We start from the raw sequence: 13,547 nt of genomic DNA, 5'->3' as shown, positions 1-13,547 counted from the left end.
GCCCATCAGGCCAGCTCAAGCATTCCATATCCGCCGCGCCGGTGAGGCGTCCGAAAGACCGCCGCGGTCCCCGGCTGTCGATAGTCTTGAGATGTCGACGGACGGAACGGTGACATCCGCGATCGCAGGCAATCACAACAGAGGGAATGCGAGGAGGGCCCATGAGCGTCGAGTCCCGCGGTGGCCGCGCTCAGGGCGGGCGCGGCTCCGGGAGGCGCGCCTCGGAGGGGCGCGCCCCGCAGCGGCGCGACGACGCCGCCCGCCCCGCGCGCCCGGCGCGCGATGCCGTCATCGCCGAGCTGACCCGGCTGCTCGCCCCCGCGGTGGACGCGGCGGGCCTCGACCTGGAGGAGGTCGACGTGCGTCCGGCCGGCCGCCGCCGGCTCGTCAAGATCGTCGTGGACGGGGACGACGGGGTGGGCCTCGACGACGTGGCCCGGGTGAGCGAGGCGGCCTCCCGGCTGCTCGACGAGTCCGACGCCATGGGCACCTCGTCCTATGTGCTGGAGGTGACCTCGCCCGGCGTCGACCGTCCCCTCACCGAGCCGCGGCACTGGCGCCGCGCCGTCGGCCGGCTGGTCGTCGCCCCGCTGGCCGAAGGGGGCCAGATCGAGGGCCGGGTGGTCGCGGCCGACGACGAGGCCGTCGAGATCGACGTCGTCCAGAAGCACCGGAGCGGCAAGGGGGCCGGCGCCAGGGGCGGCGGCTCCGCCGGGTCGAAGGGCACCGGGTCGAAGGGCACCGGGCCGAAGGGGGCCGGGACCGTGCGGCGCCGGTTCGGGCTCGGCGAGCTGGGGCGCGGCCGGGTGCAGGTGGAGTTCAAACCCCTGAACCAGACGGCCGAGGAAAAGCGTTCTCCGGCTGAGCCGGACTAGAGGGGGGAACCTCGTGGACATCGACATGACCGCCCTGCGGGGCCTGGAGAGCGAGAAGGACATCTCGCTCGACGTGGCCGTCAAGGCCATCGAAGACGCCCTGCTGATCGCCTACCACCGGACGGAGGGCGCGGCGCCGAAGGCGCGCGTCGAGCTGGACCGGCAGAGCGGGCACGTGACCGTGTGGGCGACCGAGACCGACGAGGAGGGCGAGGACCTCCGCGAGTACGACGACACCCCGACCGGGTTCGGCCGCATCGCGGCGACCACCGCCAAGCAGGTGATCCTGCAGCGGCTGCGCGACGCCGAGGACGAGCTGACGTTCGGCGAGTACGCCGGGCGCGAGGGCGACATCGTCAGCGGCATCATCCAGCAGGGCAAGGACCCGCGGAACGTGCTGGTCGACCTCGGCCGGATCGAGGCCGTGCTGCCGCCGCAGGAGCAGGTGCCGGACGAGCGCTACGAGCACGGCGAGCGGCTGCGCGCCTACGTCGTCCAGGTCCGCAAGGGGCACCGCGGGCCGTCGGTGCAGCTGTCCCGGACGCACCCGAATCTCGTCCGCAAGCTGTTCGCCCTGGAGGTCCCGGAGATCGCCGACGGCACCGTGGAGATCGCCGCGATCGCCCGCGAGGCCGGCCACCGCACCAAGATCGCGGTGCGCTCGCGCAAGCAGGGCGTCAACGCCAAGGGCGCGTGCATCGGCCCGCTCGGCGGCCGGGTCCGCAACGTGATGGCCGAACTGCACGGCGAGAAGATCGACATCGTGGACTGGTCGGACGATCCCGCGGAGTTCGTCGGGAATGCCCTGTCGCCGGCGCGGGTTTCCCATGTCGAGGTCGTGGACGCCGACGCCCGGGTCGCCCGGGTGGTGGTGCCCGACTACCAGCTGTCCCTCGCCATCGGCAAGGAGGGGCAGAACGCAAGGCTCGCGGCCCGGCTCACCGGCTGGCGGATCGACATCCGGTCCGACACCGAGCCCGAGCAGCCGCCCGTGAAGCCCGACGAGTCCGGTCAAACCGGATCTTCTACGTCAGGAGAGCATGCGACGGGCCCCGCCGACGCCTCGGCGCGGTAGACTCATGGAACGTGGCCGGACGGCCCCTGTTCGCACGTGTGCGGGCTGTCGGGTTCGCACGGCCAAGTCCGACCTGCTGCGCCTGGTGGTGGTCGAGGGCGTCATCGTCCCCGACCCCCGTGGGCGGCTGCCGGGACGGGGTGCGCATCTGCACCCTGATCTGGCGTGCCTCGAGCTCGCAGAGCGCCGTCGGGCGTTCCCCAGGGCGTTCCGCCTGCCGGGGCCGCTCGACGCCGGTGCGCTGCGGGAGCGGCTTGCGGCACGCGCCGCACAGCAGCAGGATGGCCGAACAGTAAGCGACGTCTAGTCGGAAGCAGGTCGAGATTGCTATGAGCGCTCGATGAGCACGCCGCGATGAGTACGGCAAGTTAGCGACGGTCCGGAGGCCGCACCCCCGGACCGAGTAGGGAGTGCAGTGGCCAAGGTCCGGGTTTATGAACTCGCCAAGGAGTTCGGTGTAGAGAGCAAGGTCGTCATGGCCAAGCTCCAGGAAATGGGCGAGTTCGTCCGGTCGGCGTCCTCCACGATCGAGGCGCCGGTCGTTCGCAGGCTGACAGAAGCCTTCTCCAGTTCTTCGTCCCCCAAGCAGGGGGACAAGCGGGGCGCGCAGAAGCGACCTTCGGGTCCGCGTCCCGCCGCGCCGCGTCCGGGTCCGCCCGGCGGCGGCGCGTCCGACGGGCAGGGCGCCCGCCCGCAGGCCCCCCGGCCCGCGGGACCGCGCCCGCCCGCGCCCAAGCCGGGCACCGGCGGCTCAGGCGGCCCCGGCGGCCAGGGCCCCGGCGGCCAGGGCACCGGCGGCCAGGGCACCGGCGGCCAGGGCGGCGGCATGCCCAAGCCGGGTCCGCGCCAGCCCGTCCCGCCGGTCCCGCCCGCGCCGAGCACGCCGGTGAACGCGCCCGCGGCGCAGGGCCCGAGCGCCCCGCCCGCGGCGGGTCCGGCTGCCGGTCCGGCGGCCAACGGCGCCGGGAACCGCGCACCGGGCGGCCCGAAGCCGGGTCCGCGCACGCCCAAGCCCGGCCCGCGCCCCGGCCCGCGCCAGGGCGGCGGAGGCGGCGGCCGGCCGCGTCCGGGCAACAACCCGTTCAGCTCGACCAACACCGGCATGGGCCAGGCGCCCAAGCCGGGCCCGCGGCCCGGCCCGCGGCCGGGCGGTGACCGCCCCGGCGGTCCCGGCGGTCCCGGCGGAGCGGCCGGCGGCCCGCGTCCCGGCGGCCGTCCCGGCGGTGCGCCCGGTGCCGGCGGCCCGCGCCCGAACCCGGGCGGCATGCCGCCCCGGCCGGGCGGCCCGCGGCCGAGCCCGATGAACATGCCGTCCTCGCGGCCCGCCGGCGCCCCCGGGCGCGGCGGCCCCGGCGGCGGTGGCGGCGGACGCGGTCCGGGCGGCGGCGGCCGTCCCGGTGGTGGCGGCGGCCGTCCCGGCGGCGGCGGCCGTCCCGGTGGCGGCGGCGGCTTCGGCGCCCCCCGCGCGGGCGGCGGCGGTCGTCCCGGCGGCGGCTTCGGCCCCCGTCCGGGCGGCGGCGGCCGCGGCCGCGGCGGCACGCAGGGGGCCTTCGGGCGTCCCGGCGGCCGTCCCGCGCGCGGACGCAAGTCGAAGCGGGCGCGTCGTCAGGAGTTCGAGAACATGCAGGCGCCCGCCGCCGGCGGCGTCTCGGCTCCGCGCGGTCACGGCAAGGCCATCCGGCTGCCGCAGGGCGCGACCCTGACCGACTTCGCCGAGAAGATCGGCGCCAACCCGGCGTCGCTCGTCGCGATCATGATGCACCTCGGCAAGATGGTCACCGCGACCCAGTCGGTCGACCCCGACGACCTGCTGGCCCTGGGCCTGGAGCTGGACTTCGAGGTCCATGTCGTCAGCCCCGAGGAAGAGGACCGCGCGCTTCTCGAGTCGTTCGACATCGAGTACGGCGAGGACGAGGGCGGCGAGGAGTACCTCGTGTCCCGGCCGCCGGTGGTCACCGTCATGGGCCATGTCGACCACGGCAAGACCAAGCTGCTGGACGCCGTCCGGAACGCCAACGTGCAGGCGGGCGAGGCCGGCGGCATCACCCAGCACATCGGCGCCTACCAGGTCGAGACCGTGGTCGACGGCGAGGACCGCAAGATCACCTTCATCGACACCCCGGGCCACGAGGCGTTCACCGCCATGCGCGCCCGCGGTGCCGACACCACCGACCTGGTGGTGCTGGTGGTCGCCGCGGACGACGGCGTCAAGCCGCAGACCACCGAGGCGATCGACCACGCCACCGCGGCCGGGGTCCCGATCGTCGTCGCGGTCAACAAGATCGACGTCGAGGGCGCGGACCCGAACAAGGTGCGCGCGCAGCTGACCGAGTACGGCCTGATCGCCGAGGAGTTCGGCGGCCAGACGCAGTTCGTCGACGTGTCCGCCAAGCAGGGCACGAACATCGACGGGCTGCTGGAGGCGATCGTCCTGACCGCCGACGCCGAACTCGACCTGAAGGCCAACCCCGACATGCCCGCCCAGGGCTCGGCCATCGAGGCCCACCTGGACAAGGGCCGGGGCGCCGTGGCGACCGTGCTGGTGCAGCGCGGCACGCTGCGGGTCGGCGACTCGATCGTCTGCGGCGTGGCCAACGGCCGTGTCCGGGCGATGCTCGACGAGAAGGGCAACACCGTCGAGGAGGCGGGCCCGTCCCGTCCGGTGATGGTGCTCGGCCTCGCGGCCGTGCCCGGCGCCGGCGACAACTTCCTGGTCGTCGACGACGACCGGGTCGCCCGGCAGATCGCCGACAAGCGGGTCGCGCGCAAGCGCAACGCCGAACTGCTCAAGAGCCGCAAGAGCAGCTCCCTGGAAGAGCTGTTCAAGGACCTGGAGCGGGGCGAGCGGCAGGAGCTGCTGCTCATCCTCAAGGGCGACGTGTCCGGTTCCGTCGAGGCGCTGGAGGACTCCCTCCTCAAGATCGACGTGGGCGACGAGGTCAACCTGCGGATCATCCGCCGCGGCGTCGGCGCGATCACGCAGGACGACGTCAACCTGTCGCTGGCGTCCGACGGCGCGGTCATCATCGGCTTCAACGTGCGGCCGGAGCGCAACGCGCAGGAGCTGGCGGACCGCGAGGGCGTCGACATCCGGTACTACTCGATCATCTACCAGGCGATCGAGGAGATCGAGGCGGCCCTCAAGGGCATGCTCAAGCCGGAGTTCGAGGAGGCCCAGCTCGGCACCGCCGAGGTCCGGGAGATCTTCAAGGTGCCGCGGATCGGCAACGTCGCCGGCTCGATGGTCACCTCGGGGATCATCCAGCGCAACGCCAAGGCCCGCCTCGTCCGCGACGGCGTCGTGGTCGCCGACAACCTCACGGTGTCGTCGCTGCGCCGCTTCAAGGACGACGCGACCGAGGTCCGCGAGGGCTTCGAGTGCGGTATCGGCGTGGGGTACAACGACATCAAGCTCGGCGATGTCATCGAGTGCTACGAGATGCGGGAGAAGCCCCGCATCTGAGGCAGGCGGCACGTCCGCGCGGGCCGGGCCTCCGGGCCCGGTCCGGCGCGGGCGGCCGGTCCCGTCGCCGACGTGATCGTAAAATCGGATGACACGACGCCAGGCGGATCTTCTAGCCTGGCGTCCGTCATGTCCGGCCCGTCCCGCCGCGCGCGGGTACGGCCGGGAACACGGCGGGTGATCCCCGTCGTTCCATCTTCAGAAGATCCCGAGGTGATCGACCAGGTGTACGTGGGTGCGCTGACACTCGACCTGCTGCTGGGAGACGTCCGCTCGCTGAAGCAGAAGCGGTCCGTCGTCCGGCCCATCATCGCCGAGGTGCACAAGCACTTCCCGGCGGTGGCCGTCGCCGAGACAGGCGGCAACGACCTGCACCGCAGGGCGGAGATCGGGGTGGCGGTGGTCTCGGCGACCACCGGGAACTGCACCCAGGTGCTCGACCAGTGCGAACGCCTGGTGGCCGGACGGCCGGAGATCGAACTGCTGTCCGTCCGCCGGCGGATCTTCAACGATGAGGACTGACCGGTCCATGGGGACGTTTCTCCGGCGATGAGGCCATGGGAGGCACGGCGCCGGTGGACCATGGAGGGGTCGGCAGACCATAGAAAGGGAGTGCGATCATGGTGGACGCAGCCCGGGCGCGCAAGCTCGCCGACCGCATCCAGCAGATCGTGGCCGAGATGCTGGAGAGGCGGATCAAGGATCCGCGGCTCGGCTTCGTGACCGTGACCGACACCCGCATCACCAACGACCTGCGCGACGCCACCGTGTACTACACGGTGTACGGGTCGGACGGCGAGCGCGCCGAGACGGCCGCCGCGCTGGAGAGCGCCAAGGGCGTCATCCGGTCGGAGGTCGGCAAGAAGACGGGGGTGCGGCACACGCCCAGCATCACCTTCGTCATGGACTCCCTGATGGAGAACGCCGCGCACATCGACGACCTGCTGGCCAAGGCCCGCGCCAGGGACGCCGAGGTCGCGCGCGCCGCGCAGGGCGCGTCCCCGGCCGGTGAGGCGAACCCGTACCGCGAGGCCGCCCCCGATGACGAGGACCTCGGCGACGAGGACGACGACCTCGACGACCTCGACGGGCACGACGACATCGACGGGCACGAGGCGGCGGGGGACGGTGAGGACGGCCGCTCCGGACGCCCGTCATCGTGAGCGGGCCGGAGGAGTTCCACCTCCACGACGTGGACGGTCGCGCCGTGAGCGGCCATGACCTGGTCCCGCGCGGCGGCGGTGGCGGTGGCGTGCGCGGCGGTCCCGCCGTGCCCGCCGGCGCGTCCGCCGATCTCGAATGGGACCGCGCGGTGGAGCTGATCCGCGCGGCCGAGGAGATCTGCCTCGCCTGCCACGTGGCCCCGGACGGCGACGCGCTCGGTTCCATGCTGGCGCTGGCCCGGGCGCTCCGCGCGCTCGGCAAGCGCTGCGCGGCGTCCTTCGGGGAGCCGTTCACGGTGCCGGCGATCCTGCGGTTCCTGCCGGGCCAGGAAGTGCTGGTGGAGCCCGCGCGGGTGCCGGCGGCCCCGGAACTGATGATCTCGCTGGACGCGGCGGGGCGGGCGCGGCTCGGCGAGCTCGCCGGGCACGCCGACCGGGCCGGCGCGCTGATCGTCGTCGACCACCACGCGTCCAACACCGGGTTCGGCGGCGTGCGCCTCGTCGACCCGGACGCCGCCGCCACCGCGGTCCTGGTCGAGGAGCTGATCCGCAGGCTCGGCGTCCCGCTGGACCGTGACATGGCGCAGGGCCTGTACGCGGGGCTCGCCAGCGACACCGGCTCGTTCAAGTACCCGTGCACGACCCCCGAGGTCCACGACCTGGCGGGACGGCTGCTGGCGGCGGGTGTCCGGCCGGACGCGGTCAGCCGCGAGCTGTGGGACCGGGCCCCGTTCGGCTACCTGCAGGTCCTCGCGGGCGCGCTGGCGCGGGCCCGGCTGGAGCGCGACGCCGCCGGCGGCCTCGGCCTGGTGTGGACGACGATCGCCCGGTCCGACCGGGACGCCCGCGACGTCCACTACGACCAGCTCGAAGGGGTCATCGACCAGCTGCGCCGCACCGACGAGGCCGAGGTCGCGGTCGTGTGCAAGGAGAACGACCGGGGCGAGTGGTACGTGTCCACCCGCTCCAAGGGCTCGGTCGACGTGGGCCGCGCCTGCGTCGACCTCGGCGGGGGCGGGCACCGCACCGCCGCCGCGTTCACCATGGGCGGCGAGCCGGCCTGCATCATCGACCGGCTGCGCGGGGCGCTGCGCGGGCCCGGCGACACCGACGACTGATTTTCGGAGCGCGCGTGGACAACTCGGGACTCGTCATCGTGGACAAGCCCGCCGGCTGGACGTCGCATGACGTGGTCGGGAAGATGCGGCGGCTGGCGAAGACCCGGCGGGTCGGGCACGCGGGCACGCTCGACCCGATGGCGACGGGCGTGCTCGTCCTCGGCGTCGGCAAGGCCACCCGCCTCCTCGGCCATCTGGCGCTGACGGAGAAGGGGTACGACGCGACGATCCGCCTCGGGCAGGCGACCAACACCGACGACGCGGAGGGCGAGATCACCGCGACCGCGTCCGCCGCGTCCGTGACCGGCGCGGCGCTGCGCGCGGGCATCGCCGAGCTGACCGGGACGATCCAGCAGGTCCCGCCGCAGGTCAGTGCGATCAAGGTGAACGGCGAGCGGGCCTACAAGATGGCCCGCAAGGGCGAGGAGGTCGCGCTCGCCGCCCGTCCGGTCACCGTGCGGGAGTTCGCGGTCCTGGACGTCCGCCGGGACGGCGAGCTGATCGACGTGGACGCGTCGGTCTCCTGCTCGTCCGGCACCTACATCCGGGCGCTGGCCCGCGACCTCGGCGCGTCCCTCGGCTGCGGCGGCCACCTCACCGCGCTGCGCCGCACCCGCGTCGGCCCCTACGATCTGGCGATGGCGCGGACGCTCGACGAGCTCGCCGGGAAGCTGGAGATCCTGCCCATGGGCGAGGCGGTCGCCGCGGTGTTCCCGCGCCGGGACGTGTCGGACGAGGACGCCCGCAAGGTCGCGCACGGCGGGCGGCTCCCGGCCGCCGGGCTCGGGCCGGGCCCGGTCGGCGTCTTCGCGCCGGACGGGACGCTGCTGGCCCTCGTCGAGGAGCAGGGCGGGCTCGCCAGGCCGCTGGCGGTTTTCGTCTCCTAGCCGGGTAGGCCCGTCCGTGGTGAGCATCACCGGACGAAAGTGCTGCGCGGCAACCTACGCGCGCGTAACCTACGGGAGCGTAAGTTAGTTGGTGAGGAGGTGTCCGTGACCACTGTGAAGGACCAAACCCCGGTGGCGTCCCCCACGCGCCCGCGGCTGCGCGGCTGGCTGCACCTCGGCGCGTTCCCCGCGGTGCTGGTCGCCGGGCTCGTGCTGGTCGCGCTCGGCCCGAGCGTGGAGGCGCGGCTCGCGTCGGCGGTGTACGTGGCGACATCGGGGATGCTGTTCGGGATCTCAGGGACGTACCACCGGCAGCGATCGAGCCGGCTGATCGAGGTGCTGCGCCGGTTCGACCATGCCAACATCTATCTGATCATCGCCGGGACGTACACGCCGTTCGCGGTGCTGGCGCTGGACGGCGGCCTGCGCCTCGCCGTCCTCATCACCGTCTGGACGGGCGCCGTCGCCGGCGTCGTCTTCCGCACCACCTGGATCGGCGCCCCGCGCGCTCTCTACGTGACCCTCTACATCCTGCTGGGCTGGGTCGCGGTGTTCTTCCTGCCGCAGTTCCTGGACGGCGCGGGCGTCGCCGCGTGCGTGCTGGTCGCGGCCGGCGGCATCTGCTACAGCGCCGGCGGCGTCGTGTACGGGCTGCGCCGCCCCGACCCGTCGCCGCGCTGGTTCGGCTTCCACGAGGTCTTCCACGCCTGCACGCTCGCCGCCTACATCCTGCAGTACATCGCAGTGTCGCTGGTCGTCTACCAGTCCGCCTGACGGGTACCCCTGGGTGCGACCGGAGGCGTCCGCTCGTGGCACTCTTAGGGACGGCAGGAGTAGACCGGCAGGCACGTCCTACGCAGGGAGAGAATGGTGCGGCGTTGGAATGGCCTCGACGAGGTTCCCGCGGACTGGGGCCGTTCAGTGATCACCATCGGGGTGTTCGACGGCGTGCACCGCGGCCATCAGCGGATCGTCGGCGCCGCGGTGGAGGAGGCCCGCCGCCGCGGCCTGCGCTCGGTGGTCATCACGTTCGACCCGCATCCCGACGAGGTCGTCCGGCCGGGCACCCATCCGCCGCTGCTCGCCACGACCCGGCACCGCATCGAGCTGCTGGAGGGCCTCGGCACGGACGCCGTCGTGGTCGTCCCGTTCACCCTTGAGCTGTCCAGGACTCCGCCGGACGAGTTCGTCCGGCAGGTGCTGGTCGACCGGCTGCACGCGGCGCACGTCATCGTCGGCGAGGACTTCCGGTTCGGCCACAAGGCCAAGGGGGACATCGCCCTCCTGCGCGAGCTCGGCGAGAAGTACGACTTCACCGCCGAGGGCATGCCGCTCGTGGCCAACGGCGGCACGATCTCGTCCACCTACATCCGGGGGCGGCTCGACGCGGGCGAGGTGGACGCGGCGGCGCGCGCGCTGGGCCGGCCGCACCGTGTGGAGGGCGTCGTCGTGCGCGGCCATCAGCGGGGCCGCGCGCTCGGCTTCCCCACGGCCAACCTGGAGATGCCGCCGAACACCGCGATCCCCGCCGACGGCGTCTACGGCGGCTGGCTGGTCTGCGACTCCGACCGCTATCCGGGCTTCCGCTGGCCCGCGGCGATCTCCATCGGGACGAACCCGACGTTCGAGGGCGCGGGGGAGCGGACCGTCGAGGCGTACGCCCTGGACCGCGACGACCTCGATCTGTACGGCGAGCACATGGCGGTGGACTTCACCGCCCGCATCCGCGACACCCTCAAGTTCGACTCGGTCGAGGCCCTCGTCGAGGAGATGCACCGGGACGTCGCCCGCGCCCGGGAGATCACCTCGGACTGATCCCCGCAAACCACCCTTGACCTCCGTATACCCTGCGATAACAGAGGTTTTCTCTTCGTGACCGGGTGGGTTTCCGGCGTGGTACGGTGAATAGTCGCCGGGAAGGGCCCCGGTGCGGCTGGCTGCACCCTCATGCGGCCCGCCACTCTCTTGAAAACGCACCATGCGGACCCGTGCGCCCTCCGGGCCCGGATCTGCGGGTGACGATCACATCGAAGGAGCCACGTGTCGCTCGACACCGCCACGAAGAACCAGATCATCGCCGAGTACGCGACCACTGAGGGTGACACCGGATCGCCGGAAGTCCAGGTCGCGCTGCTGACGCGCCGCATCAACGATCTGACCGAGCACCTCAAGGAGCACAAGCACGACCACCACAGCCGCCGCGGCCTCCTGCTGCTGGTCGGCCGTCGTCGCCGCCTCCTGAAGTACCTGAGCAACAAGGACATCAACCGCTACCGGCAGCTGATCGAGCGACTCGGCCTGCGCCGCTAGCACGGTGAGGGAGCGGCCCGCCCGGGCCGCTCCCTTCCTTTTCCGGCCGGCGGGCCCACCGGAAGTGCCGTCCGCCCGGCCGCACAACTGCAGACAAAGCCTCGCGGACACCGCTGGTGCGGGCCGGTCCTCGGTAGTGGCTTCCGGATCCGTTCCGCCGCATCGGCGGCGGTCTCGATCCGGGTGCTTCGATCGAAGACCGGCAGCGTGACAAGCCACGGGAAACGGCCGCGAGGACCGACATGGAACCCGAGGAGGTTTCCCGTGACAGAAGCCGTGCGCATCGACGGAGCGCAGAGCACCGAAGCCGTGATCGACAACGGCGCGTTCGGCACCCGCACCATCCGCTTCGAGACGGGCCGGCTGGCCCGGCAGGCCGGCGGCTCCGCCGTCGCCTATCTCGATGACGAGACGATGGTGGTGTCGGCGACCACAGCGTCCAAGAAGCCCAAGGACAACCTGGACTTCTTCCCGCTGACCGTGGACGTCGAGGAGCGGATGTACGCGGCCGGGCGCATCCCCGGCTCGTTCTTCCGCCGCGAGGGCCGGCCGTCCGAGGACGCGATCCTCACCTGCCGGCTGATCGACCGGCCGCTGCGCCCGTCCTTCACCAAGGGCCTGCGCAACGAGATCCAGGTCGTCGAGACGATCATGGCGCTGCACCCCGACCACCTGTACGACGTCGTGGCGATCAACGCCGCCTCGATGTCCACGCAGCTGGCCGGCCTGCCGTTCTCCGGCCCGATCGGCGGCGTCCGCGTCGCGCTGATCGAGGGCCAGTGGGTGGGCTTCCCCACCCATCCCGAGCTGGAGCGCGCCACCTTCGACATGGTCGTCGCCGGCCGCGTGCTGGAGGACGGCGACGTCGCGATCATGATGGTCGAGGCCGAGTCCACCCGCGACACCATCAAGCTCGTCGCCGAGGGCGCGACCGCCCCGACCGAGGAGACCGTCGCCGAGGGCCTGGACGCGGCCAAGCCGTTCATCAAGGTGCTGTGCAAGGCGCAGAGCGACCTCGCCGCCGTCGCCGCCAAGGAGACCCGCGAGTACCCGATCTTCCTGGACTACCAGGACGACGTGCTCGCCGCCGTCGCCGACGCCGTCAGCGGCGACCTCGCGCAGGCGCTGACCATCGCCGGCAAGCAGGAGCGCGAGTCCCGCCTCGACGAGATCAAGGCGGCCGCGGCCGAGAAGCTGGCCGAGCAGTTCGAGGGGCGCGAGAAGGAGATCTCCGCCGCCTACCGCGCCGTCACCAAGAAGCTGGTCCGCGAGCGGGTCGTCCGCGACGGGCTGCGCATGGACGGCCGCGGCCTGAAGGACATCCGCCAGCTCACCGCGGAGGCGCACGTCGTCCCGCGCGTGCACGGCTCGGCGCTGTTCGAGCGGGGCGAGACCCAGATCCTCGGCGTGACGACGCTCAACATGCTCCGCATGGAGCAGACGATCGACACGCTGAACCCCGAGCGCACCAAGCGCTACATGCACAACTACAACTTCCCGCCGTACTCCACCGGCGAGACCGGCCGGGTCGGCTCGCCGAAGCGCCGCGAGATCGGGCACGGCGCGCTCGCCGAGCGCGCCCTGCTCCCGGTGCTGCCGACGCGCGAGGAGTTCCCGTACGCGATCCGGCAGGTGTCGGAGGCGCTCAGCTCCAACGGCTCCACCTCGATGGGCTCGGTGTGCGCGTCCACCATGTCGCTGCTGGACGCGGGCGTCCCGCTCCGGCAGATGGTGGCGGGCATCGCTATGGGCCTGATCAACGAGGGCGACGAGTACGTCACGCTCACCGACATCCTCGGCGCCGAGGACGCGTTCGGCGACATGGACTTCAAGGTCGCCGGAACCCGTGACCTGATCACCGCGCTGCAGCTCGACACCAAGCTCGACGGCATCCCCGCCTCGGTGCTGGCCGCCGCGCTGAAGCAGGCCAAGGGCGCGCGCCTCGCGATCCTGGACGTGATGCAGGAGGCCATCGAGGCGCCCGCCGAGATGAGCCCGAACGCGCCGCGGATCATCACGATCAAGGTCCCGGTCGACAAGATCGGCGAGGTCATCGGCCCCAAGGGCAAGATGATCAACTCGATCCAGGACGACACCGGCGCCGACATCACCATCGAGGACGACGGCACCATCTACGTCGGCGCCACCGACGGCCCGTCCGCCGAGGCCGCGCGGCAGGCGATCAACTCGATCGCCAACCCGCACATGCCGGAGGTCGGCGAGCGGTTCCTCGGCACCGTCGTCAAGACCACCACGTTCGGCGCGTTCGTGTCGCTGCTGCCCGGCAAGGACGGCCTGCTGCACGTCTCGCAGATCCGCAAGCTGCACGGCGGCGCCCGGATCGAGAACGTCGAGGACGTGATGGGCGTCGGCGAGAAGATCCAGGTCGAGGTCACCGAGATCGACCAGCGCGGCAAGCTGTCGCTGGTGCCGGTCGAGGTGGTCGACCGCGAGGCCGCCGAGAAGGGCGACGCGGGCGACGGCGAGGCCGAGGCGCCCGCCGAGGGCGACTCCGGTGAGCGGCGTCCGCGCCGCGACGACGGCGACCGCGCTCCGCGCCGCCGCCGCACCCGCCGCGGCTCCGGCGACGACGCCGGCCAGCGCAACTCCTGACCCGAGCCGTGACCGGGCGGCCCGTCCCGCAGCAGTGCGCTGC

The 13,547-nt window shown here is 72.7% G+C and carries 12 protein-coding genes; all 12 read left to right on the top strand.

What is annotated here, in order from left to right; all coding sequences use genetic code 11:
- Positions 1-161: 161 nt before the first annotated feature.
- Positions 162-875 carry a ribosome maturation factor RimP gene (gene rimP / locus AL2_RS09455; protein ID WP_083946248.1) on the top strand — a complete coding sequence of 238 codons (714 nt, stop codon included), beginning with the start codon at positions 162-164 and terminating at the stop codon, positions 873-875.
- Positions 876-900: 25 nt separating this feature from the next.
- Entirely contained in the window at positions 901-1,950 is a 1,050-nt protein-coding gene (gene nusA / locus AL2_RS09450; RefSeq protein WP_083946354.1) for a transcription termination factor NusA, read from the top strand.
- Positions 1,916-2,257, top strand: a complete 342-nt coding sequence (locus AL2_RS36180; RefSeq protein WP_312032886.1) for a YlxR family protein — start codon at positions 1,916-1,918, stop codon at positions 2,255-2,257. Before nusA ends, AL2_RS36180 begins: the two co-directional genes overlap by 35 nt.
- 108 nt (positions 2,258-2,365) lie before the next feature.
- Entirely contained in the window at positions 2,366-5,413 is a 3,048-nt protein-coding gene (gene infB, locus AL2_RS09445) for a translation initiation factor IF-2 (protein ID WP_067631953.1), read from the top strand.
- Positions 5,414-5,626: 213 nt separating this feature from the next.
- Positions 5,627-5,935: a DUF503 domain-containing protein gene (locus AL2_RS09440; protein WP_245666477.1), complete on the top strand. Its 309-nt coding sequence runs from the start codon at positions 5,627-5,629 to the stop codon at positions 5,933-5,935.
- Positions 5,936-6,033: 98 nt separating this feature from the next.
- The gene (rbfA, locus tag AL2_RS09435; RefSeq protein WP_083946246.1) at positions 6,034-6,576 is read left to right on the top strand and encodes a 30S ribosome-binding factor RbfA; all 543 of its coding nucleotides are present in this window, start codon (positions 6,034-6,036) and stop codon (positions 6,574-6,576) included.
- Between the two features lie 44 nt (positions 6,577-6,620).
- Positions 6,621-7,694, top strand: a complete 1,074-nt coding sequence (locus tag AL2_RS09430; RefSeq protein WP_083946352.1) for a DHH family phosphoesterase — start codon at positions 6,621-6,623, stop codon at positions 7,692-7,694.
- A 14-nt stretch (positions 7,695-7,708) separates the two neighbouring features.
- Positions 7,709-8,581, top strand: a complete 873-nt coding sequence (truB, locus tag AL2_RS09425) for a tRNA pseudouridine(55) synthase TruB (protein WP_067631951.1) — start codon at positions 7,709-7,711, stop codon at positions 8,579-8,581.
- A 105-nt stretch (positions 8,582-8,686) separates the two neighbouring features.
- Positions 8,687-9,355, top strand: coding sequence for a PAQR family membrane homeostasis protein TrhA (gene trhA / locus AL2_RS09420; RefSeq protein WP_218003645.1), 669 nt, complete (start codon positions 8,687-8,689; stop codon positions 9,353-9,355).
- 96 nt (positions 9,356-9,451) lie between these two features.
- On the top strand, positions 9,452-10,396 hold the full coding sequence (locus tag AL2_RS09415; protein ID WP_067632570.1) for a bifunctional riboflavin kinase/FAD synthetase: 945 nt from the start codon (positions 9,452-9,454) through the stop codon (positions 10,394-10,396).
- 225 nt (positions 10,397-10,621) lie between these two features.
- Positions 10,622-10,891, top strand: a complete 270-nt coding sequence (gene rpsO, locus AL2_RS09410) for a 30S ribosomal protein S15 (protein WP_021599383.1) — start codon at positions 10,622-10,624, stop codon at positions 10,889-10,891.
- A 282-nt stretch (positions 10,892-11,173) separates the two neighbouring features.
- A complete protein-coding gene (locus tag AL2_RS09405; protein WP_067632568.1) occupies positions 11,174-13,504 on the top strand; it encodes a polyribonucleotide nucleotidyltransferase in 2,331 nt (776 codons plus the stop codon).
- The last annotated feature ends 43 nt before the right edge of the window (positions 13,505-13,547 follow it).

It is taken from the genome of Actinomadura latina NBRC 106108, from assembly GCF_001552195.1.
GTDB classification, from domain to species: Bacteria; Actinomycetota; Actinomycetes; order Streptosporangiales; family Streptosporangiaceae; genus Spirillospora; species Spirillospora latina.
Note: the sequence above shows the minus strand (reverse complement) of the source record. Positions and strands in the feature narration are given on the sequence as shown.

Excerpts from the sequence above, each read along its gene's own strand:
- nusA (WP_083946354.1), top strand. The coding sequence starts at position 901 with ATGACCGCCCTGCGGGGCCTGGAGAGCGAGAAGGACATCTCGCTCGAC.
- rbfA (WP_083946246.1), top strand. The coding sequence starts at position 6,034 with ATGGTGGACGCAGCCCGGGCGCGCAAGCTCGCCGACCGCATCCAGCAG.
- rimP (WP_083946248.1), top strand. The coding sequence starts at position 162 with ATGAGCGTCGAGTCCCGCGGTGGCCGCGCTCAGGGCGGGCGCGGCTCC.
- AL2_RS36180 (WP_312032886.1), top strand. The coding sequence starts at position 1,916 with ATGCGACGGGCCCCGCCGACGCCTCGGCGCGGTAGACTCATGGAACGT.